Source organism: Priestia endophytica DSM 13796 (genome assembly GCF_900115845.1).
GTDB lineage: Bacteria > Bacillota > Bacilli > Bacillales > Bacillaceae_H > Bacillus_I > Bacillus_I endophytica.
In genome coordinates this window covers 220,648-247,428 of the sequence record NZ_FOXX01000001.1, presented here as the reverse complement: position 1 = coordinate 247,428, position 26,781 = coordinate 220,648, and the positions used below count along the sequence as shown (strand labels likewise).

Genomic DNA, 26,781 nt, shown 5'->3' with positions numbered 1-26,781 from the left:
TAATATTTTGAAATTTAGAAATAAAAACAATGAAATGTATATACGATGCCCTTTTGCTCTTTGTTCTCATTTTTCGTACCATCCCCGCGTGCATATTTTTTCCTTTCAAGGAGATACTGAATTTTGAACATCATCTCCTGATAGGAGGGTCACCATTGGCAAGAAACAAAGTAGAAATATGCGGCGTTGATACTGCAAAACTACCTGTACTAAAAAATGAAGAAATGCGCAAGCTTTTTAAAAGCATGCAAAGCGGTGATACTAGCGCTAGAGAAACGCTCGTAAACGGAAATTTGCGCCTTGTGCTAAGCGTCATTCAACGGTTTAACAATCGTGGCGAATATGTCGACGATTTGTTTCAAGTTGGATGCATCGGTCTCATGAAATCTATTGATAATTTTGATCTTAGCCAAAACGTTAAATTTTCCACATATGCCGTACCGATGATTATCGGGGAGATTCGTCGCTACCTGCGCGATAATAATCCGATACGGGTTTCAAGATCACTGCGTGATATTGCGTATAAAGCGTTGCAAGTGAGAGAGAAAATCATTGGTGAAACTTCTAAAGAACCAACAGCAGAAGAAATTGCAAAAGTGCTCGATGTTTCACACGAAGAAATTGTTTTTGCCCTTGACGCGATTCAAGATCCTGTCTCGCTATTTGAGCCAATTTATAATGATGGGGGCGACCCAATCTATGTAATGGATCAGCTTAGTGATGATCGTAACAAAGATACAAGCTGGATTGAAGAAATTGCCCTTAAAGAAGGAATGAGAAGATTAAACGAGCGTGAAAAATTGATTTTGCGCAAACGGTTTTTTCAAGGGAAAACCCAAATGGAAGTTGCTGAGGAAATTGGGATATCACAAGCTCAAGTTTCAAGGCTCGAAAAAGCAGCTATTAAACAAATGAACAAAAATATTCAGAACTAAGCGCAAAAAAGCGGTTAAGACTAGTCTTAACCGCTTTTTTTATCGGATTAACTTCTGTTTTTACAACGCGTCCCATATATATAATAAAAAGTGTATAAAGGGGAGAAAGAGATGATCCGAATCTCAGAATTTCAGGCAAAAGACGTTGTGAACGTATCAGATGGAAAGCGGTTAGGGAACATTGGGGATGTGGATATTGACGTTTCAACAGGAAAAATCTATTCGATTATTATTCAAAGTTCAAATCGGATGTTAAGCATGTTTACAAAAGAAGAGGAAATTGTTATTCCATGGCGAAGTATAGTAAAAATTGGCTCAGATGTTATTTTAGTTCGCTACAAAAAAGCTTCTGAATTTCCTAGTGAATAGAGCGCTTTTTTAGTCAACAGATGATAACAAACTGTGTTACAATGAGAAAAAGCTATGCTTATAATAAGGGGAAGTGTGGATTGATAATAAATGGAACCGTTTGTAAAAAGTAAGAAAGAAACCCTTTTATCGTTAGAGCCGTGGGAAAGTAAGTATGCCAACTTAACGGCTGGATTTACAACAAAAAAGGGTGGAGTAAGTTCTCCCCCTTATGAGAGCTTAAATCTTGGTCTACATGTGAATGATAGTGCAAAAGACGTTGTTAGAAATCGTCATATTGTAGCAGAACAATTGTCATTTCCACTCGAAAGCTGGGTATGTGCAGAACAAGTTCATGGCACAAATATTCAGAAAGTAACGATGAATGATAAAGGCAAAGGAACACAAAGCTACAGTGACGGCATCGCAAAATGTGATGGTATTTATACAAAAGATCCATCAATTTTACTTTCGCTTTGTTTCGCAGACTGTGTGCCGCTATATTTTATAGCTCCGAATTATCACTGTATTGGCCTTGCTCATGCAGGATGGCGTGGTACAGTTGGAAACATTGCAGGAGAGATGATTTCCTCTTTTAAAAGTGAAGGAATACTAGAGAGTGAGATTTTTGTTACTATCGGACCATCAATTGGCGAATGTTGCTATATTGTAAATGATGAAGTTATTGATTTAGTAAAAACGGTGCTAGATGATAGGGCAGGAAGTGCGTATAATGAAGTTGAAAAAGGTCAGTATACGCTGAACTTGCAAAAAGTGAACAAGCATCTGCTTTTACAAGCAGGAATTGCAGAAGAAAATATTCTTCTTTCCTCACGCTGTACAAGCTGTGAAAGTGAAACATTTTTTTCACATCGCCGTGATGAAGGAAAAACAGGAAGAATGTTTAGTTTTATTGGATATAAGGAGAGTGTCAGCCTGTGAACGTTGCACAAAATGCCGCACATATACATAGCAAAATAAAGGCAGCGTGTGAGCGCGCTAACCGAAACATTGACGAAGTAAAACTCGTTGCTGTGACAAAGTATGTTTCAAAAGAAACAGCTCAAAAAGCGCTAGACGCTGGCGTGGTTCATTTAGGAGAAAACCGTAATGAAGGATTTCTAGACAAATATGAAACGCTTGGTGAAGAAGCTGTTTGGCACTTTATTGGTTCCCTGCAGACGCGTAAAGTGAGAGATGTTATTAATAAAATCGATTATCTTCACTCATTAGATCGTTTGTCTCTTGCAAAAGAAATAGAAAAACGAGCGGAACACCCTTTAAAATGCTTTATTCAAGTCAATGTATCGAATGAGGAAACAAAGCACGGTTTAAAAAAAGAAGAGGTTATTCCGTTCGTGCAGAAGCTGTCAGACTTTCAAAAAATTGAAGTGATAGGCCTCATGACAATGGCTCCGCACATTGAAGATCAAGTGAAGCTAAGACACTACTTTTATGAACTTCGACTGTTAAAAGAAAAAATTACAGCTCTAAATCTTCCATCCGCACCTTGCACAGAGCTATCAATGGGCATGAGCAATGACTATGAGATAGCTGTTGAAGAAGGCGCAACTTTTGTTCGTATCGGAACCTCGCTTGTTGGAAAAGAATTTTAAGAAGGAGAGGTAGAGCAATGGGAATGAAAAGTAAGTTCAAAAACTTTTTTGCTCTTGAAGAAGATGAATATGTAGAGGAAGAATATGAGCAAAGAAGATATGAAGAAGAACCAAGGGAGCAAGAGCCAAGAGAGATGAAACAGCAAACGCAAACTCAAAGCCAAAATCAAAATGTTATCAGTCTTCAAAGCGTACAAAAATCTTCAAAAGTTGTGCTTTTTGAGCCAAGAATGTATGCGGAAGCACAGGATATTACAGATCATTTAAAAAATCGAAAAGCAGTTGTAGTAAACTTGCAGCGTATTTCCCGCGATCAAGGCGTGCGAATTGTAGACTTTTTAAGTGGAACAGTTTATGCATTAGGCGGAGATATTCAAAAAGTAGGGACGAATATTTTTCTATGCACACCAGACAACGTTGACGTTACAGGAGCAATTAGTGACGTAGGTGAAGAACAAGTAACGAATAATAAGAGGTGGTAGCTCTGTTAATATTAAATATTTTAGATAATGTGATTCAAATCTACACATGGGCTTTAATCATTTATGTATTAATGTCATGGGTTCCTAATTTGAGAGAAAATGCCGTTGGTCAGTTTTTAGGGCGCATTTGTGAGCCATATTTAGAAGTGTTTAGACGCATCATTCCACCGCTTGGAATGATCGATATTTCACCAATTGTAGCGTTTTTCGTTTTAAATTTGGCTCGCATAGGATTGCACCAAGTGTTTCTGATGTTTTTATAAATTTTAAAGCAAGCAGAGTGGTATAATGACAGAACTTTATCAGCATTTCAGAAAAGAAGAGCACGAGTTCGTTGACGCTGTGTTAGAGTGGCAAGGGCAAGTATTAAATCAATATAGCCCAAAGCTCACAGACTTTTTAGATCCCCGTGAACAGGAGATTGTGCATACAATTATCGGAAGCGAAGGGGACGTAAAGGTTTCTTTTTTTGGTGGCTATGAAGGGGCAGAAAGAAAGCGTGCTCTTTTATTTCCAAGCTATTATGAGCCAAGTGAAGAAGACTATGAGCTTGAACTTTTTGAGGTCAAGTACGCGTCAAAGTTTGTTACACTAGAGCATCGGCACGTACTTGGCACTCTAATGTCTGTTGGACTTCGACGTTCAAAGTATGGAGATATTATCGCTGGAGAAGAGCGGATTCAGTTTATTGTAGCTCGGGAGATGTCTTCCTTTGTAAAAATGAACATTTTAAAAATGGGAAAAACATCTGTAGCGTTACAAACCAAACCGCTAAGCAGCGTAATGGATAACAAAGAAGAATTAGAACTGAAAGAAACGACGGTTTCATCACTTCGCCTTGATGCTGTTCTTTCTTCCATCCACAACATATCTCGGCAAAAAGTTCAAACTCTTATTAATGGTGGACATGCTAAAGTGAACTGGAAAACACTTGAACAACCTTCTTTTGAGTGTAATGAAGGAGATACTCTTTCTTTAAAAGGGCATGGACGAGCTCGTGTTGTTAGCATTAATGGAAAGACAAAGAAAGAAAAATGGCGAATAACGGTTGGTAAACTAAAATAATTGTTAAATAAGGCAGGAATGTGATGTAAAATGTTGAATATGACAATGTGTAGTTTAGATCAGCCTTATTTGGTAACAGCGAAACCGCTGTAGTGAGATATACAAATTTAACTATGAACTTAATTGATGGAGGTGGCTCTTGTGCCTTTAACACCTTTAGATATTCACAATAAAGAATTCAACAGAGGATTTCGTGGATATGATGAAGATGAAGTAAATGAATTTTTAGATCAAATTATTAAAGACTATGAGCAAGTTATTCGAGAGAAAAAAGAAATTGAAGAACGAGTTCACGAACTAACAGAAAAGCTTGGTCATTTTACAAACATTGAAGAAACGCTAAACAAATCCATTTTAATTGCGCAGGAAACAGCAGAAGACGTTAAACGCAATGCGCAAAAAGAAGGAAAGCTTATCATTAAAGAAGCAGAGAAAAATGCGGATCGCATTATTAATGAGTCTCTTGCTAAATCTCGCAAAATTATGCTTGATATTGAAGAGCTGAAAAAGCAATCAAAAGTATATCGTACAAGATTCCGTATGCTTATTGAAGCACAGCTTGAGATGTTGGATAACGACGACTGGGATCATATGATGGATTACCAAATGGTTGCAGCTGGTGAGGATGTTGACGGAGAGAATGGCGAATAACAGCCTTTCTTATGAAGAAATCTTGACATCTTGAGGAGAGTTATCATATAATACTCAATAAAATGCTCGATTACCCTACAGACGAAGAAAGGGACAGTAATTTCTTTTCAATTATGATCAAGCGAGTCAGGGATGGTGTAAGCCTGATATCAAAAAAGAAATGAACATCACCCTGGAGTTCCATGTTGAACTTATAGTAAACAATGGCGTTTCATTCGCGTTAAGAATGTGAAAGAGGATGAGCTGACTTTTTTCTATCGTCAACGAATCAATTAGGGTGGTACCGCGGGAAACCTTCTCGCCCCTTCATGGGGATGAGTTGGTTTCTTTTTTTATGCCGTAACGAGCGTTTATAGGAAATGACTAGAAAGTGGAGGTAAGGAAATGGAATATAAACAAACGCTTTTAATGCCGAAAACAGAGTTTCCAATGCGTGGTAATCTTCCAAAGCGCGAGCCGGAAATGCAGAAGAAATGGGAAGAAATGAGTATTTACGAAAAAGTACAGGAACGCACAAAAGGTCGTCCGTTCTTCGTTTTACATGATGGACCTCCATATGCAAATGGAGATATTCATATGGGGCATGCGTTAAATAAAGTGTTAAAAGACTTTATTGTACGCTATAAATCAATGGCTGGTTTTCACGCTCCATACGTACCTGGTTGGGATACGCACGGTTTACCAATTGAGACAGCTCTAACGAAAAAAGGTGTAAAGCGTAAAGAAATGAGCATTGCTGAATTCCGCAAGCTTTGTGAAGAATACGCTTGGCAGCAAATTGATGGACAGCGTGAACAATTTAAAGCACTTGGGGTTCGCGGTGATTGGGAAAATCCATATGTAACGCTTGAGCCACAGTATGAAGCACAGCAAATTCGCGTTTTCGGTGAAATGGCGAAAAAAGGCTACATTTATAAAGGTCTTAAGCCTGTATACTGGTCTCCTTCAAGTGAATCAGCACTAGCGGAAGCAGAAATCGAATATCAAGACAAACGTTCACCATCTATCTATGTCGCTTTTGATGTGAAAGACGGAAAAGGCGTTCTAACAGATGAGAAGTTTGTCATCTGGACAACAACTCCTTGGACAATGCCGGCTAACCTTGGAATTTCGGTTCACCCAGCGCTTGAGTACAGCATTGTTGAAGTAAACGGTAGCAAGTATGTTATTGCTTCAGACCTTGTTGAATCGTTTACAAAAGAAGTAGAGTGGGATGAGTACAAAGTTGTGCGCACTCTAAAAGGAGCAGAGCTTGAAAATATCACTGCTTCACATCCACTATACGGCCGTGATTCCCTAATCATGCTAGGTGAGCACGTTACAACTGAGGCTGGTACTGGATGCGTTCATACAGCACCAGGACATGGGGAAGATGACTTTATCGTAAGTCAAAAATACGGACTTGAAGTACTATGCCCTGTTGATGAAAAAGGGGTTATGACAGAAGAAGCAGGCGAGTTTGCTGGATTATTCTATGATAAAGCGAACAAACCAATCGTTGATAAACTTGAAGAAGTTGGAGCACTCGTAAAATTATCGTTCATTACCCACTCATATCCGCATGACTGGCGTACGAAGAAACCAACAATCTTTAGAGCAACGGCACAATGGTTTGCATCAATTAAAGACTTCCGCAGCGAATTACTAGATGCAATTAAAGAGACAGAATGGACGCCAAAATGGGGAGAAACTCGTCTTCATAATATGGTGCGTGACCGTGGTGACTGGTGTATTTCTCGTCAGCGTGCATGGGGTGTTCCAATTCCTGTTTTCTACGCAGAAAATGGCGACTCTATTATTACAGATGAAACAATTGAACACGTATCAAACTTATTTAGAGAACATGGTTCAAATGTATGGTTCGAACGTACAGCAAAAGAACTTCTGCCAGAAGGATTTACACACCCAGGAAGCCCGAATGGTGAATTTACAAAAGAACAAGATATCATGGACGTTTGGTTTGACTCAGGTTCATCACATCAAGCTGTTCTTGAAGAAAGGGAAGACCTTGTACGCCCAGCAGACCTTTACCTAGAAGGTTCTGACCAGTATCGCGGTTGGTTCAACTCATCTCTTTCAACAGCTGTTGCTGTAACTGGAAAAGCTCCATATAAAGGCGTATTAAGCCACGGGTTTGCTCTAGATGGTCAAGGACGTAAAATGAGTAAATCAATCGGAAACGTTGTTGTACCTGCAAAAGTCATGAAGCAGCTTGGAGCAGATATTCTTCGCCTATGGGTTGCATCTGTTGACTATCAAGCAGACGTACGCGTTTCAGATGAGATTTTAAAACAAGTTGCTGAAGTATATCGTAAAATCCGCAATACGTTCCGCTTCCTTTTAGGAAACTTAGCAGACTTTAATCCAAGTGAACATCGCGTTGAGATGGAAAACTTGCGTGAAGTTGATCGCTACATGATGGCGAAATTAAATGAGCTCATCAAAAACGTAAAAGCAGGCTACGATAACTATGAATTTGCTTCTGTTTACCAAGCTGTTCATAACTTCTGCACAATTGATATGAGTTCGTTCTACCTGGATTTTGCAAAAGATATTCTTTATATTGAAGAAGAAAACAGCCATGATCGTCGTGCAATTCAAACCGTTCTTTATGATTCTCTTGTTGCCCTAACAAAACTTGTATCTCCAATTTTAGCTCATACAGCTGACGAAGTATGGGCACATATCCCAGCTGTAGAAGAAGAAAGCGTACAGCTAACAGATATGCCTCAAGAGTTTGTTGTAAAAGGTGCAGAGGAGCTTTTAACAAAATGGAGCAGTTTCTTAACGCTTCGTGATGATGTGTTAAAAGCACTTGAAGTAGCTCGTAATGAAAAAGTGATTGGTAAATCATTAACAGCTAAAGTAACACTATATCCAAGCGAAACAACAAAAGAGCTTCTTTCTTCTATTAAAGAAGACTTGAAACAAATTTTCATCGTGTCAGATCTTGAGATTGCTGGAAATAAAGACGAAGCTCCTGAAAATGCAGCTCGTTTTGATGAGGTAGCGATCACAGTTGAAAAAGCTGAAGGTGAAACATGCGAACGCTGCTGGACAGTGACAAAAGAAGTTGGAGAAAACAAAAATCATCCAACACTTTGCACCCGTTGCGCAAGCATTGTAGACAGTATGGAAATTAAAGAAGCATAATGATAAAAAACCTCCGTTTCTATACGGAGGTTTTTTTATGGATAAAAGGCTTTTTTTACTGTCTTTAAGGAAAAAGTTGTGTTGCACATTTTATGTCACAACCGGTCACACTATAACTACTCTTAACAACAACTTTAACAGCAGGGATGGGGGATAGCATGTATGAGAGCATTAGACATGAATTACTTGTAATGCGTGATGAGCTTAAGCGAAGTTTATACCGAAATACCGCTAGTACGAACCCACAAGTTAGACAGTATATCCAAGATGATTTAGATGATGTTGAACGAGCGCTTTTAAAGTTGGAAATTGGTGTTTTTGGTGTTGATGAGAGCACAGGGGCGCAAATTCCTTATCATAAGCTTTCAGCTCTGCCAACGGCCCGCACGGAGGAAGAAATTATATATCATTAAAATGGTGATAAAAGAGTTAGAAGTAGAACTTAAGCTTCTAACTTTTTTTTATGAGCTAAAAAAGGTCATTTTTAAATTTGAATTTCAAATAGAGGACAACTTGTGCTAAAATTCATAATGGTAATAAATTCGTCAAAATACTGGCAGAGAAAAGCCTTTTCCTTTTTCCCTATGGTTTGAAGTAGGGTTCTTCTTATTTTTAGGAAGGGTGAAAAGGTAACTAGAGAAGGAGGAGCGGCTGTGTGGTATTATTTGATTGCTCTATTTGTTATTGCGCTTGATCAATTAACAAAATGGATTGTCGTTCAAAAAATGGAGTATGGAGAAAGCATTACGGTAATTGAAAATTTCTTTTACATTACATCCCATCGCAACAGAGGAGCAGCATGGGGAATACTAGAAGGGAAGATGTGGTTTTTTTACCTCATCACGATTATCGTGATTGGAGCAATCATTGTTTATATACAAAAACTAGGCAAAAAAGAAGCGCGTCTTAAAGTAGCACTTGCTTTTATGCTTGGAGGAGCTATTGGAAACTTTATCGACCGTCTCATACGTAAAGAAGTTGTCGATTTTATTGATACATACATTTTTTCTTACAACTATCCAATTTTCAACATTGCAGATTCTGCACTTGTGATAGGGGTTATTCTTGTATGTGTGTTTACTTTATTTGATGGAAAAAAGGAGTCAAAATAAATGGAAGTTATTACGTTAAGTATGGAAGAAAGTCAAGCAGGACAAAGGCTTGATAAAGTACTTTCTTCTGCGATTGAAGGATCAAGAACGCAAATTCAGCAGTGGATTAAAGATGGAAATGTCAAAGTAAATGAAAGCAAAGCTAAAGGAAACTACAAAGTAAAAGTAAATGATACGATTATTATTGAAATTCCAGAGCCAGAGCCGCTTGATGTTGTTCCAGAAGAAATGGATTTAGATATTTATTATGAAGATGAAGACGTTCTTGTTGTAAATAAACCGCGTGGCATGGTTGTACATCCTGCGCCAGGTCATGTGTCAGGAACGCTTGTAAATGGGCTTATGGCTCATTGTAAAGACCTTTCAGGTATTAATGGCGTTATGCGTCCAGGTATCGTTCATCGCATTGATAAAGATACGTCAGGCCTTTTAATGGTTGCTAAAAATGATTTAGCACACGAGTCATTAGTAAGTCAGCTTGTTGCTAAAACGGTAACAAGACGATATAAAGCAATTGTTCATGGAGAAATTGCTCATGAAAACGGCACAATTGACGCACCGATTGGTCGCGATAAGAAAGATCGTCAAAGCATGACAGTTACAAATGAAAACAGCCGTGATGCTGTTACACATTTCAAAGTGCTCGAAAGATTTAAAGATTTCACTTTTGTAGAATGTCAGCTTGAAACAGGCCGTACACATCAAATTCGTGTTCATATGAAATATATTGGCTTCCCACTTGCTGGAGATCCAAAATACGGACCAAAAAAGACTCTTGATATTGATGGACAAGCGTTACATGCGGGCATTTTAGGATTTGATCATCCGCGTACAGGAGAATACAAAGAGTTTGAAGCACCGCTTCCTGAAGAGTTCAGCGACTTACTTGATTTATTAGCAAAAAGAAGTTGACAAACTCTTATAATGATGACATAATCTTAAGTAGTTAAATAAGACCCTTTAAAATCAGTCCTGTGAGGCTGAGAAGGAAACGGACCGCAGATGCAGCAGGCATCTGCAAGCTTACTATACCCGGCATCCTCTCAGTCACGGACAAAGAGGATGCTTTTTTATGGAATGAAGAAGTGAGGTGAACGCAGGTGGGAATTAAAGCAAACGTACTAGATGAGCAAGCGATCAGAAGAGCGTTGACACGTATTGCTCATGAAATTATTGAAAGAAACAAAGGCATTCAAGAATGCGTTCTTGTTGGCATTAAAACACGAGGCATTTACCTTGCAAATAGGCTTGCTGAACGAATTGAACAAATCGAAGGAAAGCCGATTCCAGTAGGAGAGCTTGATATTACTCTTTACCGTGATGATTTATCAAAAGCAACAGAAACAAATGAACCTCTTGTAAAAGGTTCTGACATTCCTGTAGAAGTGTCAAACAAGACTGTCGTTGTTGTAGATGATGTCCTTTATACAGGTCGAACAGTGAGAGCTGCAATGGATGCACTTGTGGATATTGGTCGACCATCTCAAATTCAACTTGCTGTACTCGCTGATCGAGGCCATAGAGAGCTTCCGATCCGCGCTGACTATGTTGGGAAGAACATTCCAACATCTAAGAGTGAAAAAGTAACGGTCAAGTTGAAAGAAGTAGACGAACTTGATGAAGTAACAATTATGGAAAAATAATAAACGTAAAAAACCTCCTTTTAAACGGAGTCCTGTGAGGCTCATAAAGGTGGTGTGATAGGATACGTCTATCATCGCCTCTTTATGCCCTCCGGTGTAAAGAGGTTTTTTATTTAAGGAGAGAAAAAGATGAAAAAACAAACGATTGGTGTACAGGAAAAACCACCTTTAAGCAAATGGTTGCCCCTCAGCTTACAGCATTTGTTCGCGATGTTTGGAGCAACGGTGCTTGTACCATTTCTTGTCGGGCTAAGTCCTTCAATAGCGCTGATCTCAAGCGGAATTGGAACACTGACATTTTTGCTTATTACAAAAGGGCAAATTCCCGCATATCTTGGTTCATCGTTTGCCTTTATCGCGCCTCTCATTGCGGCTCAAGCAAGCGACGGGATTCAAGGAGCGATGTTTGGGACATTCTTAGCTGGTGTAATTTATGCTATTGTTGCTCTTCTTATTAAAAAAACAGGCGTAAATTGGATTATGAAGCTTTTACCACCTGTTGTTGTTGGTCCAGTAATTATGGTAATCGGTCTTAGCTTAGCTGGCTCAGCGGTAAACATGGCAATGAATGATAGCGATGGAAACTACAACGGCAAGTTTTTACTTGTAGCACTTGTAACATTAGGAGTTACAGTCATTGCTTCAACATACTTTAAAGGATTTCTTGGCTTAATACCGGTTCTTATCGGTCTTGCTGTTGGCTATATCTTCGCTTTAACACAAGGTTTGGTTGATTTTAAACAAGTACAAGAAGCAAGTTGGATTGCGATGCCAGACTTTGCTATCCCGTTTCTATCTTATACACCTTCATTTTCTTGGCATGTAGCTCTTATCATGATTCCGATTGCGATTGTGACGCTGTCAGAACATATTGGTCACTTGTTTGTACTGAACAAAGTAGTTGAAAAAGACTTTATCAAAAAGCCTGGTCTTCATCGCTCAATCTTAGGAGATGGAGTGGCAACAATGATTGCTGGGTTAATTGGTGGACCTCCATGCACAACATATGGAGAAAATATCGGCGTGCTGGCGATTACAAGAGTGTTTAGCGTGTTCGTTATCGGAGGAGCAGCCGTAATTGCAATCTTGTTCGGGTTCGTTGGAAAGATTTCAGCTCTTATCTCAAGCATTCCATCACCAGTAATGGGAGGCGTATCAATTTTACTCTTTGGAATTATCGCTTCATCTGGATTGCAAATGATGATTGATAAGAAAGTTGATTTAAGCGATAAGCGTAACCTTGTGATTTCATCCATTATCCTTGTAATCGGAGTTGGAGGCACAACGCTTAAAATTACACATCAGCTTGAGCTTGATGGGATGACGCTTGCGGCGATTATCGGAGTTGTTTTAAACCTTGTACTACCGAAAGAGAAAAAAAAGCAAGAAGCACAACAAGCAGAAGTTATTGAAATTGAAAAAAATATTGTATAAAGCTACACCTTTTAAACTAAAGTCCTGTGAGACTTAAAAGGGTGTGTAGGTTTGCTATAGCCTAAAACACCCTTTCCTTACACAAACTTGTGAATGGAGAGGGTGTTTTGTTAGCAAACCTCCTCACCTCCAAAAGAATAGGAGGAGAAACATGAAGAATTTAGTATCAATGGCTGACTTATCAGTTGAGGAAATTTTAGATCTTCTTGAAAATGCAGAGAAAATGAAACACGGTAAGTATGCAACACAGCTTCAAAAGCAAACGTTCGTTGCGAATTTATTTTTTGAACCAAGCACGCGTACAAAATCAAGCTTTGAAGTAGCGGAAAGAAGACTAGGACTCGACGTTATTCCATTTGATGTAACAACGTCAAGCGTTCAAAAAGGCGAAACTCTCTATGACACTGTGCAAACTTTATCATCTATTGGAGTAGAAGCAGTTGTCATTCGTCATACAGAAGATGAGTATTACAAAGATCTCATTGGAAAGATTTCAATTCCGGTCATAAATGCAGGAGACGGATGTGGTCAGCATCCAACCCAATGTTTGCTTGATCTTATGACAATTAAAGAGGAGTTTGGCGTTTTTGAAGGACTGAACGTAGCCATCATAGGTGACTTACGCCATAGTCGGGTTGCAAGAAGCAATGTCGAAATATTAGGAAAACTAGGAGCGAACATTCTTCTAGCAGGGCCTGAGGAGTGGAAAGATTCTTCACTAGAAGGCACATATGTAACAGTTGATGAAGCAGTTGAAAAAGCGGATGTTGTTATGCTTCTGCGCATTCAGCTTGAAAGACATGAAAAGGACGAAGACCTACGTGCTTATCATGAACAATATGGACTAACAATCGAGCGAGAAAAGAACATGAAAAAAGGAAGCATTATTATGCATCCAGCTCCAGTAAATAGAGGAGTCGAAATTGCCGATGAGCTTGTGGAATGTTCGCGCTCACGCATTTTTAAACAAATGGAAAACGGCGTCTATATCCGAATGAGCGTGCTTGCGCGTTCTTTACAAATGACTGAAAGGGGAATGAAATATGCAATTGCTCATTAAAAACGTAAAGGTACTAACAAATAACGGCCAACTAGAGGAAAAAGAAGTTCTCATTGAAGAAAACAAAATTGTTAAGGTGAGCAAAAATATTTCAAGCGAAGCTGCTGAAATTATAGATGGAAAAGGTCAGCTTCTTTTACCGGGATTCATTGATGCTCATATCCATCTGCGTGAGCCAGGCGGCGAGCATAAAGAAACGATTGAGACAGGAACGCTTGCAGCAGCAAGAGGAGGCTTCACAACTGTTGCAGCAATGCCAAATACAAGACCTGTTCCAGATACAAAAGAAGGAATGACATGGCTTGTTAATCGTATTGAAGAAAAAGGGCATGTCCGTGTTCTACCGTACGGATCCATTACAATTCGCCAAGCTGGAAAAGAACTAACAGATTTTGATGGATTAAAAGAAGCAGGTGCATTTGCGCTAACAGATGACGGAGTTGGTGTTCAATCTGCAGGGATGATGTATGAAGCAATGAAAAAAGCAGCAGCACTCAACATTCCAATCGTTGCACACTGTGAAGATAATACATTGATTTATAAAGGCTCTGTTCATGACGGAAAATACGCTCGTGAGCAAGGATTAAACGGAATTCCATCCGTTTGTGAAGCCGTACATATTGCAAGAGACGTTCTTCTTGCAGAAGCGGCGGGTTGTCATTATCACGTTTGTCATGTAAGTACAAAAGAATCTGTTCGCGTTATCAGGGATGCGAAAAAAGCAGGAATTAACGTCACAGCAGAAGTTACGCCACATCATCTTCTTTTAAATGAAGGCGATATTAAAGGACAAGACACGTCATTTAAGATGAACCCACCACTACGAGCAAAAGAGGATCAACAAGCTCTTATTGAAGGACTTTTAGATGGGACAATTGATTTCATCGCAACAGATCATGCACCACATACAGAAGAAGAAAAGAGCGTTGGAATGGAGCGTGCACCATTCGGAATCGTAGGACTTGAAACAGCATTCCCGCTTCTTTATACAAACCTTGTTGAAAAAAATGTTCTAACATTAGCACAGCTTGTTGAGTTTTTGACAGAAAAAGTTGCTTCAGTCTTTAACTTACCGTATGGAACATTAGAAGAAGGGGCAATAGCAGATCTTACGCTTGTGAACTTAACAGAAGAAGAAAAGATTGATCCAAATGAGTTTTTATCAAAAGGTCGCAACACACCATTCACAGACTGGACATGTAAAGGGTGGCCTGTTATGACAATTGCAAATGGAAAACGCGTATGGGAAAAAGGGAGTGTAACAGTATGAAACGTCAGTTAATTTTAGAAGATGGAACAGTATTTATTGGAGAAGGATTTGGTAGCACTAAAGAAATGATGGGGGAAGTTGTATTTAACACAGGAATGACAGGCTATCAAGAAGTTCTTTCAGATCCTTCTTACTGTGACCAAATCGTTACAATGACATATCCATTGATCGGAAACTATGGAATTAACCGAGATGATTTTGAGTCAATTACACCAGCTGTGAAAGGATTTATCGTTAAAGAAACATGCGATTTTCCATCAAACTTCCGCAGTGAATACTCACTTCATACGTTCTTAGAAGAGAAAGGAATTCCAGGACTTTCTGGTATTGATACAAGAAAGCTTACACGTAGAATTCGTACTGTTGGAGCAATGAAAGGGAAAATTTGTGGAATGGATGAAAATCCAGAAGAAGTGGCAGCAGCGCTTCGTGGAACAGATTTTGCAACGGACCAAGTGAGTCGAGTTTCTACAATGAAACCATACCCAAGCCCTGGTCGCGGTTTTAAAGTAGTTGTTGTCGATTTTGGAATGAAGCACGGAATTTTAAGAGAGCTAACAGAGCGTCACTGTGATGTTATCGTGGTACCGTACAATACAACAGCAGAAGAAATTTTACGCTTAAATCCAGACGGCATTATGCTAACAAATGGACCTGGGGATCCAAAAGATGTACCAGAAGCACAGGAAATGATCAAAGGAGTACTTGGGAAAATTCCTTTGTTTGGAATCTGCCTTGGACACCAGCTTTTTGCTTTAACATGTGGAGCGGATACCGAAAAAATGAAATTCGGTCACCGTGGTGCGAACCATCCAGTACAAAATGTTGAAACAAAGCAAGTGATGATTACTTCTCAAAACCACGGCTATGCCGTTCGAGAAGAAAGTGTAGAGAATACAGATCTTGAGATTACACACATTGCACTAAACGATGATAGTATAGAAGGATTAAAACATACGAAATACCGTGCTTTTACAGTTCAGTTCCACCCAGAAGCGTCTCCGGGACCTGAAGATGCAAACAGCTTATTTGAACAATTTATCACAATGATGGAAGAAGAAAAGAAAGCGGGGAATCTTACATGCCAAAACGCGTAGACATTCAAACAATCTTAGTAATCGGATCAGGACCAATCATCATCGGGCAAGCAGCAGAATTTGACTATGCGGGAGCACAGGCGTGTTTAGCTCTAAAAGAAGAAGGCTATAACGTTATTCTTGTGAACTCGAATCCAGCAACAATTATGACAGATACAGAAATGGCTGACAAAGTATACTTAGAGCCGCTTACATTTGACTTTTTAGCATCCATTTTACGTAAAGAACGCCCGGATGCTATTCTCCCAACGCTTGGTGGGCAAACAGGTTTAAACCTTGCAATGGAACTATCAAAAGCAGGAATTCTAGAAGAGCTTGGTGTTGAAGTGCTTGGAACGAACTTACAGGCAATTGAACAAGCGGAAGATCGTGAACAATTCCGTTCTCTTATGAACGAGCTTGGTGAACCTGTACCAGATAGTGAGATTATTCACACACTGGAAGAAGCGTATACGTTTGTTGAAAGCGTAGGTTTCCCTGTTATTGTGCGTCCAGCATACACGCTTGGTGGAACAGGTGGAGGGATTTGTCATAATGACGAAGAACTAAACGAAATTGTCACAAGTGGATTGAAGTTAAGTCCTGTTACTCAGTGTCTTCTTGAGAAAAGTATTGCAGGCTTTAAAGAAGTAGAGTATGAAGTAATGCGTGACAGCAACGATAATGCAATTGTTGTTTGTAACATGGAAAACATCGATCCTGTTGGAATTCATACAGGAGACTCTATTGTAGTAGCACCAAGTCAAACGTTAAGCGATAGAGAATACCAGCTTCTAAGAAATGCTTCTCTAAAAATTATTCGTGCTTTAAAAATTGAAGGAGGCTGTAACGTTCAGCTTGCGCTTGATCCATATAGTTTCAACTATTACATCATTGAAGTAAACCCGCGTGTAAGCCGTTCATCTGCGCTAGCGTCTAAAGCAACAGGTTATCCAATTGCAAAACTTGCAGCAAAAATTGCTGTAGGGTTAACGCTTGCTGAAATGAAAAACCCTGTAACAGGAAGAACATATGCATGCTTTGAACCAGCATTAGACTATATTGTAACGAAAATTCCTCGCTTTCCATTTGATAAGTTCGAATCAGCAAACCGTAAGCTTGGAACGCAAATGAAAGCAACTGGTGAAGTAATGTCAATTGGTCGCACATTTGAAGAATCATTGCTAAAAGCTGTGCGTTCACTTGAATCAAAGGTTTATCATCTTACATTAAATGAAGCAGAAAACATTGATAATGAACTGTTAGAAAAACGTATTTGTACGGCAGGTGATGAGCGCTTGTTCTACGTTGGAGAAGCACTTCGCCGCGGTTACACAATCGATCAAATTCATGAGTTTAGCAAGATAGATCTTTTCTTCTTAAAGAAAATGGAGAATATTATCAAGTTCGAAAAAGAAGTACAAGAAAATCAAAAAGACTATACAGTATTGAAAAAAGCAAAAGAAATGGGCTTTAGTGATAAAGAAATTGCGAAGCTTTGGGACATGAGTGAGCGTGACGTCTATGAGTTCCGCAAAGAAAACAAACTTTTCCCAGTCTATAAAACAGTAGACACATGTGCAGCAGAGTTCGAATCACAAACACCATACTTTTATGGTACGTACGAAGAAGAAAACGAGTCAGAAATAACAGAAAAAGAAAGTATTGTGGTGCTTGGATCAGGACCAATCCGTATCGGACAAGGAATTGAGTTTGACTATGCAACAGTGCACTCTGTATGGGCCATCCAAGAAGCAGGATATGAAGCGATTATCGTCAATAACAATCCAGAAACGGTCTCAACAGACTTTAGTACATCTGACAAACTGTATTTTGAACCACTAACAGTTGAGGATGTTATGCACGTTATTGAACATGAAAAACCAAAAGGTGTTGTTGTTCAGTTTGGTGGACAAACAGCGATTAACCTTGCAGAAGAGCTTGAAGCACGCGGTGTTAAGATTCTAGGAACATCACTTGAAAGCTTAGACACAGCGGAAGACCGCGATAAGTTCGAAAAAGCATTAGCACGTCTTGGTGTACCACAGCCGCTTGGCAAAACGGCAACATCAACAGAGCAAGCTGTAAATATTGCTCGTGAAATCGGCTATCCGGTGCTTGTTCGTCCTTCATACGTTCTTGGGGGAAGAGCAATGGAAATTGTATATAAAGAAGAAGAACTTTTATACTACATGGAAAATGCGGTGAAAGCACATCCAGATCATCCAGTGTTAATTGATCGCTATTTAACAGGTCAAGAAATCGAGGTTGACGCGATTTCTGATGGAGAAACAGTAGTCATCCCAGGGATTATGGAACACGTAGAGCGTGCAGGCGTTCACTCAGGAGACTCAATTGCTGTATACCCGCCGCAAACATTACCACAGGACATTCAAGATAAAATTGTAGATTATACGGTTCGCCTTGCAAAAGGATTAAACATTATCGGTCTACTAAACATTCAGTTTGTCTACTCAAAAGGTGATGTGTATGTGTTAGAAGTCAATCCACGCTCAAGCCGTACAGTTCCATTCTTAAGCAAAATTACAAATGTTCCAATGGCAAACATTGCAACAAAAGTTGTTGTTGGAGCTTCATTAAAAGAGCTTGGATATGAAACAGGGTTATGCCCTGTAAAACAAGGGGTTTACGTGAAAGTTCCCGTGTTCTCTTTCGCTAAACTGCGTCGCGTTGACATTACGCTTGGACCTGAGATGAAATCAACAGGAGAAGTAATGGGGAAAGACTTAACGTTTGAAAAGGCTCTTTATAAAGGATTTATTGCAGCGGGAATGAACATACAGCAGCATGGATCTGTGCTTATGACAGTATCTGACGGTGATAAAGAAGAAGCGCTAGAGCTTGCACACCGTTTCCATACGCTTGGCTATAAAATTTATGCAACAGAAGGAACAGCAGAAAACATTAAAAATGCAAACATTCCAGTTGAAGCTGTGAAGAAAATTAGCCAATCACATGAAGAAAACCTGCTTGGACTTATCCGCAGCGGTGAAGCGAAAATTGTTGTTAACACACTTACAAAAGGTAAACAGCCAGCACGTGATGGCTTCCGCATTCGCCGTGAAGCAGTTGAAAACGGCATTCCATGCTTAACATCACTTGATACAGCGAACGCTATTTTAAGAGTACTAGAATCAATGGGATTCCAAACAGCACCAATGAACAAAAATGAAAAAGCACAGGAGGCTGTTCTTTCATGAATAAAAAAGGTGATATGACGATTGTTTCACAGCGTAATATAGCTAAAAACATCTTTGAACTAACGCTAAAAGGAGATCTTGTCCGTAACATGAACGAACCTGGACAGTTCGTTCATGTTCGGGTAAACAATTCCTACCTTCCTTTATTACGCCGTCCAATCAGCATTTCATCTATCAATAAAGAAAAAAATGAATGCACGCTAATTTATCGGGCAGAAGGAATGGGAACAGAGCTTCTTTCTAAAAAAATGGTTGGTGAAACACTTGATGTGTTAGGGCCTCTTGGTAATGGTTTTAAAATTAAAGATATGGCTTTGAAAAAAACAGCCTTGCTTGTTGGCGGTGGCATTGGTGTTCCACCACTTTATCAGCTTTCAAAAGAATTAAAAGCAAAAGGAATAAATGTTATTCATGTGCTTGGCTTCCAAGATAGAGAAACGGTATTTTATGAAAGCGAATTTGCGGAGCTTGGAACAACGTATATTGCAACAGCTGACGGATCCTACGGTGAAAAGGGATTTGTTACAGACGTTATTAGAAAGTACAATTTAGATTTTGATCATCTTTTCTCATGCGGGCCAACGATGATGTTAAAAGCCTTGCAAGAGGAGCATGGTCACAAAGATGTGTATCTTTCACTTGAGGAAAGAATGGGCTGCGGCATTGGGGCTTGTTTTGCATGTGTTTGTCGAGTGAGTGAAAACTCTACAGATTATAAAAAAGTGTGCAGTGATGGTCCGGTCTTTAAAGGGGGAGAGGTTTTACTATGAACATGCTTTCAACAAAATTGCCAGGTTTAGATTTAAAAAACCCTATTATGCCTGCTTCAGGTTGCTTTGGATTTGGAGAAGAGTATGCAGGACTGTATGATTTAAGTCAGCTTGGTGCGATTATGATTAAAGCAACAACACCCCAAGCAAGATTTGGAAATCCAACCCCACGTGTTGCTGAAACACCTGCTGGAATGTTAAATGCTATCGGTTTGCAAAATCCAGGGCTCGAGCAAGTGATCGAAAAAAAAGTAAAATGGCTTGAACAGTATGATGTACCTCTTATTGCAAACGTAGCAGGAGCAACAGAAGAAGATTATGTGATTGTTGCAAAAGAAATTTCTAAAGCCCAAAATGTTCATGCGTTAGAGCTTAATATTTCTTGTCCAAATGTGAAAGCAGGAGGCATTACATTCGGTGTTGATCCAACCCTTGCAGCTGAATTAACAAGAAAAGTAAAAGAAGTGTCAGAAGTTCCTGTTTACGTCAAGCTTTCTCCAAACGTGACGAACATCGTTGAAATGGCCTTAGCTGTTGAAAAAGCGGGAGCAGATGGACTAACAATGATCAATACGCTGCTTGGCATGCGACTTGATTTAAAAACAGGACAACCGATTTTAGCGAACAAAACAGGTGGACTCTCTGGTCCTTCCATTAAGCCTGTTGCCATTCGTATGGTGTATGAAGTAAGTCAGCGAGTTGAGATTCCAATTATCGGTATGGGCGGTGTGACAAACGCAAGCGACGTTTTAGAATTTTTATATGCTGGAGCAAGTGCAGTAGCGGTCGGAACAGCCAACTTTGTTGATCCATACGTTTGTCCACAAATTATTGAAGAATTGCCTGAAGTACTTTCAGAGTATGGATTTTCACATATTGAAGAATGCATCGGAAGGAGTTGGAAGAAACGTGAAGGATTCGCTCATCTTAGCTCTTGATTTTCCAAACAAAGAAGAAGTTCATACGTTTTTAACTCCTTTTGGGGATGAAAAACTGTTTGTAAAAGTTGGAATGGAGCTTTTTTATAAAGAAGGACCAAGAATGATCGAAGAAATTAAAAGTATGGGACACCATATTTTTCTAGATTTAAAACTTCATGATATCCCAGTAACCGTCAAAAGAGCAATGAGTTCTCTTGCTTCTCTTGAAGTTGATTTAGTTAATGTTCACGCTCTAGGTGGAAAAGCAATGATGGAAGGGGCGCTTGAAGGGCTTGAAGCTGGAACAAGAAGTGGTAAAGCTCGTCCAAAATGTATTGCTGTAACACAGCTTACAAGCTCAACAGATGAGATGGTAAGAGCTGAACAGCTTGGTTCTGTCTCACTGCAGCAAAGTGTTGAACATTTAGCAGGGTTAACGAACGAAGCAGGCCTTGATGGAGTTGTTTGCTCTGTTCACGAAGTAGAGAGAATTCATGAGCTTGTTCGCCCTGATTTTCTTACTGTGACGCCTGGTATTCGTCTTTTAGGAGACAATGCTCATGATCAGCATCGAGTTGCAACACCAGCTATTGCACGTGAAAAAGGCTCAAACTTTATCGTTGTAGGACGCTCGATTACAAGAGCAGAAAATCCTGTTGAAGCATATGGAAAAGTTCAAAAAGAGTGGAGAGGGATAACATCATGAAAAAGAAAATTGCACAACATTTATTAACAATTGAAGCTGTATGTTTACAACCTAACGACCCATTTACATGGGCATCAGGAATTAAGTCACCGATTTACTGTGACAATCGTCTCACTCTTTCATATCCTGAAGTGCGTCAGGATATTGCGCAAGGGCTTGCAAGTCTCATTCGAGAAAATTTCAAAGAAGTGGACGTTATTGCAGGTACGGCAACAGCAGGTATTCCACATGCAGCATTTGTTAGCGATGTTCTTAGCCTACCAATGTGCTATGTTCGTAGCAAAGCAAAAGAACACGGCCGTGGGAATCAGATTGAAGGACGAGTGACAAAAGGAGATAAAGTTGTTGTTGTAGAAGACTTAATTTCAACAGGTGGCAGCGTATTGAAAGTTGTAAAAGCATTAGAAGAACAAGGCTGTGAAGTACTAGGAGTTGTTTCGATCTTTACTTACGAGCTTTCAAAAGCAGAAGAAGCTTTCAAAGAAGCGAACGTTACGTTAAAATCACTTTCTAACTATTCTACTCTAATCGAAGTAGCGCGTGAAAAAGGTAGCATTACAGAAACGGATTTAGAAAAACTGAAAGAGTGGAAGAAAGATCCTTCTTCAACAGAATGGCTTTCACTCGTATAAATGTGATAAAAAGGGTCAACTAGGAATCTAGTTGGCTTTTCTGTTTTGACAAAAGGAACACTATAATATTAAAAAGACCGTTTCTCAATAAAAGTGAGGAACGGTCTTTAAAAGAAGTCTTATTTTCTTAGTTTTAAAACAAGTTCTTCGCTTGGCGTCACAAAAACAGTTTGCTGCTGCTCATAAATCACAAACCCTGGTTTCGAACCACTAGGTTTTTTAACATGTCGAACTTTTGTATAATCAACAGGAACAGAACTTGATTGTTTTGCTTTGCTAAAATATGCTGCTAAATGGGCAGCTTCTCTAATCGCTTCTTCTGAAGGATTTGTATCGCGAATCACAACGTGCGAGCCTGGAATATCTTTTGTATGAAACCAAAGCTCATCTCGTCCTGCTACTCGATTTGTTAAATAGTCATTTTGTTTATTGTTTTTGCCAACGAGAATGGAATACCCATCGCTTGATTCGTATGCTTCAAGCTGAGGCGTTTGATTCTTTTGTTTTTTGGACACTTTCGTTTCTTTCTTTTTCTTCAGATAGCCTTCTTCTGTTAGCTCCTGACGAATTTCGGCAATATCTCTATGTGTCGCAGATTCCATTTGTTGAATCAGTGTTTCAAAGTATTGAATTTCTTCTGTTGCTTTTTGAATTTGTTCCTGTACAACAGTCACCGAGTTTTTCGCTTTTTGATAGCGATGGAAATAATACTGTGCGTTTTGAGATGGCGTCTTTTGCGGATCAAGCTCAATTGTCACTGTGCCCGCGTTTTCATCATAGTAGTTGATAACTTCTGCTTTCTTATCTCCTTGCTTAATCGCAAAAAGGTTTGATGTTAGAAGTTCGCCGTACAATTGAAATTTCTTCGCTTTTTCAGCATCATCAAGCGTTGTTTTGAGCTTTTTAATTTTCTTTTCATTTTTCTTTTTCTCTGTGTTCATAAATTGCAGGAGGTCATGTGCTTGCTGCTTTACACGATCTCGTTCTGCTTTTCCATAGTAAAAACGGTCAAGCGCTTCACTTAACAAAGAAAAGGTAGAAACTTCACCTTCTAGATGTGTAAGAGGAATCATATAAAACGCTTCTTTTCCTTCATGTCTAATAATCTGAGGAGTGAACTCTTTCCCTTTAATCTTAGTCATAAGCTCAACAAAAGCTTTCGGTACTGTTGTGCGATTAGCAAGACCAGATGTGTGAATAACTTCTCTCGCTAAAAGAGGCGAAACTCCTTCAAACGAACTAACAAGCTGACCGTCTAGTTTGCCGCTGTTGAAGTCTACTTTTCGTAACACTGTTTCTTCGTCTGCTTGGAATGGATTTTCCTTATTTTGAGCAGGTGGAAAAACGTAAGAATGACCAGGCAGAACAGTGCGATGACTGTTCACAGATGGTGAAAGATGCTTAATGCTGTCGATAATCGTCTCTTTTTTATGATCAACTAAAATAATGTTACTATGGCGGTTCATAATTTCAATATAAAGAGCTTTATGCGTAACATCACCAAGTTCGTCACGGCCTCGCACTTCAATTTTCAGAATGCGATCAAGCTCAATTTGTTCAATAGAATCAATAATACCGCCTTCTAAATGTTTGCGAAGCAACATGCAAAACATCGGTGGCGTACTTGGGTTCTCATAGCTTTCATTTGTTAAGTGAACGCGCGCGTAGCTTGGGTGCGCGGAGAGAAGAAGTTTATAGTTCGTTCCTCCCGCACGTACGCCAAGAATAAGCTCATTTATAAAAGGCTGATACACTTTTGTTATGCGTCCGCTTTGTAACTTCTCTACTAACTCTTCTTTCATTGCATATGTAAACATTCCGTCAAATGACATTTTAACACTTCCTTAACCCCTATTTAAAAAACTTTCGTCTCTTTCTTTCTATTGTAAAGTATAGCATTTTTTTGGACGAGTCTGAATAAGCTTACCTTAGAAGAGATTAAAAGGCAAAGGGTGTGAACGTGTGTCATGAAGTGGCATGAAATGAGTGAGAATACTGTCCTGCACACAGCACAAACAAACAAAGAAAAAGGACTAGATGAAAAAGAAGCAAAAGGTCGAATAAGAGAACACGGCTACAATGAGTTAAAAGAGGCGTCCAAACCGTCTGCACTGCTTGTGTTTCTTGCTCAGTTTAAAGATTTTATGGTCCTTGTTTTACTAGGAGCAACGCTTGTTTCAGGTTTCTTAGGTGAATATATTGATGCTATCGCTATTATTGCCATCGTTTTGATTAACGGTGTATTAGGTTTCTTTCAAGAACGTAAAGCTGAAAAGTCACTTGATGCTTTAAAAGAACTTTCAGCACCGAAAGTAAATGTGTTACGAAATGAAAAATGGAGCAAAGTGCCTTCAAAAGAACTTGTGAGAGGAGATATCATTAAATTTTCAACAGGAGATAGAATAGGGGCTGATATACGAATTGTTGAAGCAAAAGCACTTGAAATTGAAGAATCTGCTTTAACAGGAGAGTCTGTGCCTGCTGTAAAGGAGACGAACCCGCTTCATGATGAAAATCTTTCCCTTGGTGATCAAACAAACATGGCATTTATGGGAACGCTTGTGACAAGAGGAAGTGGAATCGGCGTTGTTGTTGGAACTGGAATGAATACGGCAATGGGACAAATTGCAGATCTTCTTCAAAATGCTGAAACAGTAACAACTCCGCTGCAGCGAAAGCTTGCACAGCTTGGAAAGATTTTAATTATCATTGCGCTTATTTTAACAGCGCTCGTTGTGTTTGTTGGTGTATTGCAAGGCCATGACGTATACAGCATGTTTTTAGCTGGTGTAAGTTTAGCTGTTGCGGCTATTCCAGAAGGATTACCTGCTATTGTCACTGTTGCGCTATCACTAGGTGTACAGCGAATGATTAGAAAAAAAGCAATTGTTCGTAAGCTTCCAGCCGTTGAAACGCTAGGGTGTGCCTCTGTTATCTGTTCAGACAAAACAGGGACGCTTACGCAAAATAAAATGACGGTAACTCATGTTTGGGCAGGAGGAACAACATGGGGAGTCACAGGAACAGGATATGCACCAGAGGGGAAATTTAGGCTTGATGATCGCGATGTAAATCCTCAAAAATCAAGAGAGCTTTCTCAAGTCCTTCTTTTCGGATTGTTGTGTAACAACACAAATATTTTGCAGAGGAAAAAAGAGTATGTTCTTGATGGAGATCCAACTGAGGCAGCTCTTGTTGTAGCAGCTCGAAAAGCTGGATTAGAAAGAGAAGAAATGCTAAAGCAGTTTACAATCGTAGAAGAATTTCCATTTGATTCAACTCGTAAAATGATGAGCGTTATTATTCAAGACAAAGAAGGCAAGCGCTATGTTGTTACAAAAGGGGCTCCTGATGTTTTATTAACAACAAGCTCTCAAATATTATGGAAAGAACGTCTTGAATCTCTTTCTGTTTCTCGCTACAACGAAGTGCACAAAGCTGTTGAAGATTTAGCAGCGCGAGCTCTTCGTACAATTGCAATTGCTTATAAGCCACTTTCAAATCATAATAGACTAACCGAAAAAGAAGCGGAATCAAATCTTACCTTTCTTGGCTTGCAAGGAATGATTGATCCACCTCGCACAGAAGTAAAAGAAGCTGTGAAAGAATGTAAAGAAGCGGGCATTAAAACAGTGATGATTACAGGTGATCATGTTATTACAGCTCAAGCAATTGCAAAAGAACTTGGTATTTTAACGAAAAAGGGAAAAGTTCTTCAAGGAACAGACATTACGTCAATGTCTAAAGAAGAACTTGAAGAGATTGTAGAAGATGTTGACGTATATGCTCGTGTCTCTCCAGAGCATAAACTGAAAATCGTAAAAGCACTGCAAGCAAAAGGACATGTGGTCGCAATGACAGGCGACGGAGTGAACGATGCGCCTGCCATTAAATCAGCGGACATCGGGATCGCTATGGGAATTACAGGAACAGACGTTGCAAAAGAAGCATCATCTCTTGTTCTTCTTGATGATAACTTTGCCACAATTAAGTCAGCTATTAAAGAGGGGCGCAACATCTATGAAAATATCCGGAAATTTGTTCGCTATCTGCTTGCTTCAAACGTTGGTGAAATTCTAGTTATGCTCTTTGCCATGCTTTTAGCGCTTCCACTTCCGCTCGTTCCGATACAAATTCTATGGGTAAACCTTGTTACAGATGGACTTCCAGCAATGGCCCTTGGACTTGATAAACCAGAAGACGATGTGATGAAAAGAGGTCCAAGACATCCAAAAGAAGGTATATTTTCTAGAGGACTTGGATGGAAAGTAATCAGCCGAGGATTTTTAATCGGAATTGCGACACTCTTAGCATTTATTATTGTATATGACGAGCAAACAGGGAATTTGGCGTACGCTCAAACAGTTGCTTTTGCAACGCTTGTACTTGCTCAGCTGATTCATGTCTTTGATTGCCGCAGCGAGAAATCTATTTTTGATCGAAATCCATTTGGAAACATGTACCTTATCGGAGCCGTTTTATCTTCTATTCTGCTTATGGCGATTGTAATTTATGTTGAACCGCTTCAAGCGATTTTCCACACGGTGCCAATCATTGGACGCGATTGGTTGCTCATCATCGCAATGGCGAGCATCCCAACATTCTTACTTGCAGGCTCATTTTTAACAAAGAAGAAGAAGTAAAAAAGGAAAGAAAAGACACGACAAAACAGGGGAGTTATTGTTTT

24 protein-coding genes and 1 other annotated feature are annotated in these 26,781 nt (G+C 39.4%); of the genes, 23 read left to right on the top strand and 1 reads right to left on the bottom strand.

The window, feature by feature from the left end:
• Positions 1-29 precede the first annotated feature (29 nt).
• The 22 genes from sigG to pyrE all read left to right on the top strand — a co-directional run bounded on the left by sigG (position 30) and on the right by pyrE (position 22,094).
• Entirely contained in the window at positions 30-935 is a 906-nt protein-coding gene (gene sigG, locus BM012_RS01210) for an RNA polymerase sporulation sigma factor SigG (protein ID WP_206765242.1), read from the top strand.
• A 111-nt stretch (positions 936-1,046) separates the two neighbouring features.
• Positions 1,047-1,304 carry a YlmC/YmxH family sporulation protein gene (locus tag BM012_RS01205; RefSeq protein ID WP_061801782.1) on the top strand — a complete coding sequence of 86 codons (258 nt, stop codon included), beginning with the start codon at positions 1,047-1,049 and terminating at the stop codon, positions 1,302-1,304.
• 90 nt (positions 1,305-1,394) lie between these two features.
• Positions 1,395-2,225, top strand: coding sequence for a peptidoglycan editing factor PgeF (gene pgeF, locus BM012_RS01200; protein ID WP_061801781.1), 831 nt, complete (start codon positions 1,395-1,397; stop codon positions 2,223-2,225).
• Positions 2,222-2,899 carry a YggS family pyridoxal phosphate-dependent enzyme gene (locus BM012_RS01195; RefSeq protein ID WP_061801780.1) on the top strand — a complete coding sequence of 226 codons (678 nt, stop codon included), beginning with the start codon at positions 2,222-2,224 and terminating at the stop codon, positions 2,897-2,899. Before pgeF ends, BM012_RS01195 begins: the two co-directional genes overlap by 4 nt.
• Positions 2,900-2,916: 17 nt before the next feature.
• Complete coding sequence (locus BM012_RS01190) at positions 2,917-3,381, top strand: cell division protein SepF (protein ID WP_061801779.1); 465 nt, start codon at positions 2,917-2,919, stop codon at positions 3,379-3,381.
• Positions 3,375-3,644, top strand: a complete 270-nt coding sequence (locus BM012_RS01185) for a YggT family protein (RefSeq protein WP_225985182.1) — start codon at positions 3,375-3,377, stop codon at positions 3,642-3,644. Before BM012_RS01190 ends, BM012_RS01185 begins: the two co-directional genes overlap by 7 nt.
• 25 nt (positions 3,645-3,669) lie before the next feature.
• Positions 3,670-4,446 (top strand): YlmH family RNA-binding protein, encoded by a 777-nt coding sequence (locus BM012_RS01180; RefSeq protein WP_061801778.1) that lies wholly within the window; start codon positions 3,670-3,672, stop codon positions 4,444-4,446.
• A 141-nt stretch (positions 4,447-4,587) separates the two neighbouring features.
• Positions 4,588-5,097 (top strand): DivIVA domain-containing protein, encoded by a 510-nt coding sequence (locus BM012_RS01175; protein ID WP_061801777.1) that lies wholly within the window; start codon positions 4,588-4,590, stop codon positions 5,095-5,097.
• Positions 5,098-5,172: 75 nt separating this feature from the next.
• Positions 5,173-5,406 (top strand) — a binding site (T-box leader).
• 75 nt (positions 5,407-5,481) lie between these two features.
• The gene (gene ileS / locus BM012_RS01170) at positions 5,482-8,250 is read left to right on the top strand and encodes an isoleucine--tRNA ligase (RefSeq protein WP_061801776.1); all 2,769 of its coding nucleotides are present in this window, start codon (positions 5,482-5,484) and stop codon (positions 8,248-8,250) included.
• A gap of 158 nt (positions 8,251-8,408) precedes the next feature.
• On the top strand, positions 8,409-8,663 hold the full coding sequence (locus BM012_RS01165; RefSeq protein ID WP_064504925.1) for a TraR/DksA C4-type zinc finger protein: 255 nt from the start codon (positions 8,409-8,411) through the stop codon (positions 8,661-8,663).
• Positions 8,664-8,903: 240 nt separating this feature from the next.
• Positions 8,904-9,362, top strand: coding sequence for a signal peptidase II (gene lspA / locus BM012_RS01160; protein ID WP_061801775.1), 459 nt, complete (start codon positions 8,904-8,906; stop codon positions 9,360-9,362).
• 21 nt (positions 9,363-9,383) lie between these two features.
• Entirely contained in the window at positions 9,384-10,274 is an 891-nt protein-coding gene (locus tag BM012_RS01155; protein ID WP_372491616.1) for an RluA family pseudouridine synthase, read from the top strand.
• Positions 10,275-10,462: 188 nt separating this feature from the next.
• Entirely contained in the window at positions 10,463-11,005 is a 543-nt protein-coding gene (pyrR, locus tag BM012_RS01150; RefSeq protein ID WP_019391747.1) for a bifunctional pyr operon transcriptional regulator/uracil phosphoribosyltransferase PyrR, read from the top strand.
• 129 nt (positions 11,006-11,134) lie between these two features.
• A complete protein-coding gene (gene uraA / locus BM012_RS01145; protein ID WP_061801773.1) occupies positions 11,135-12,439 on the top strand; it encodes a uracil permease in 1,305 nt (434 codons plus the stop codon).
• Between the two features lie 151 nt (positions 12,440-12,590).
• Entirely contained in the window at positions 12,591-13,499 is a 909-nt protein-coding gene (locus BM012_RS01140) for an aspartate carbamoyltransferase catalytic subunit (protein ID WP_061801772.1), read from the top strand.
• Complete coding sequence (locus BM012_RS01135) at positions 13,483-14,769, top strand: dihydroorotase (protein WP_061801771.1); 1,287 nt, start codon at positions 13,483-13,485, stop codon at positions 14,767-14,769. Before BM012_RS01140 ends, BM012_RS01135 begins: the two co-directional genes overlap by 17 nt.
• The gene (locus tag BM012_RS01130; protein ID WP_061801770.1) at positions 14,766-15,866 is read left to right on the top strand and encodes a carbamoyl phosphate synthase small subunit; all 1,101 of its coding nucleotides are present in this window, start codon (positions 14,766-14,768) and stop codon (positions 15,864-15,866) included. Before BM012_RS01135 ends, BM012_RS01130 begins: the two co-directional genes overlap by 4 nt.
• Positions 15,851-19,066, top strand: a complete 3,216-nt coding sequence (carB, locus tag BM012_RS01125) for a carbamoyl-phosphate synthase large subunit (protein WP_061801769.1) — start codon at positions 15,851-15,853, stop codon at positions 19,064-19,066. The genes BM012_RS01130 and carB overlap by 16 nt, the downstream gene beginning before the upstream one ends.
• Positions 19,063-19,836 (top strand): dihydroorotate dehydrogenase electron transfer subunit, encoded by a 774-nt coding sequence (locus tag BM012_RS01120; protein WP_061801768.1) that lies wholly within the window; start codon positions 19,063-19,065, stop codon positions 19,834-19,836. Before carB ends, BM012_RS01120 begins: the two co-directional genes overlap by 4 nt.
• Positions 19,833-20,774 carry a dihydroorotate dehydrogenase gene (locus BM012_RS01115; RefSeq protein WP_061801767.1) on the top strand — a complete coding sequence of 314 codons (942 nt, stop codon included), beginning with the start codon at positions 19,833-19,835 and terminating at the stop codon, positions 20,772-20,774. Before BM012_RS01120 ends, BM012_RS01115 begins: the two co-directional genes overlap by 4 nt.
• The gene (gene pyrF / locus BM012_RS01110) at positions 20,746-21,462 is read left to right on the top strand and encodes an orotidine-5'-phosphate decarboxylase (RefSeq protein ID WP_113765337.1); all 717 of its coding nucleotides are present in this window, start codon (positions 20,746-20,748) and stop codon (positions 21,460-21,462) included. Before BM012_RS01115 ends, pyrF begins: the two co-directional genes overlap by 29 nt.
• Entirely contained in the window at positions 21,459-22,094 is a 636-nt protein-coding gene (pyrE, locus tag BM012_RS01105) for an orotate phosphoribosyltransferase (RefSeq protein ID WP_061801765.1), read from the top strand. The genes pyrF and pyrE overlap by 4 nt, the downstream gene beginning before the upstream one ends.
• A gap of 119 nt (positions 22,095-22,213) precedes the next feature.
• Here pyrE and BM012_RS01100 read toward each other — a convergent pair whose 3' ends face one another.
• Positions 22,214-23,926: an Rqc2 family fibronectin-binding protein gene (locus BM012_RS01100; RefSeq protein ID WP_061801764.1), complete on the bottom strand. Its 1,713-nt coding sequence runs from the start codon at positions 23,924-23,926 to the stop codon at positions 22,214-22,216.
• 135 nt (positions 23,927-24,061) lie between these two features.
• On the opposite strand from BM012_RS01100, the gene BM012_RS01095 reads away from it, so the two are divergent.
• On the top strand, positions 24,062-26,737 hold the full coding sequence (locus BM012_RS01095) for a calcium-translocating P-type ATPase, SERCA-type (RefSeq protein ID WP_061801763.1): 2,676 nt from the start codon (positions 24,062-24,064) through the stop codon (positions 26,735-26,737).
• Positions 26,738-26,781 lie beyond the last annotated feature (44 nt).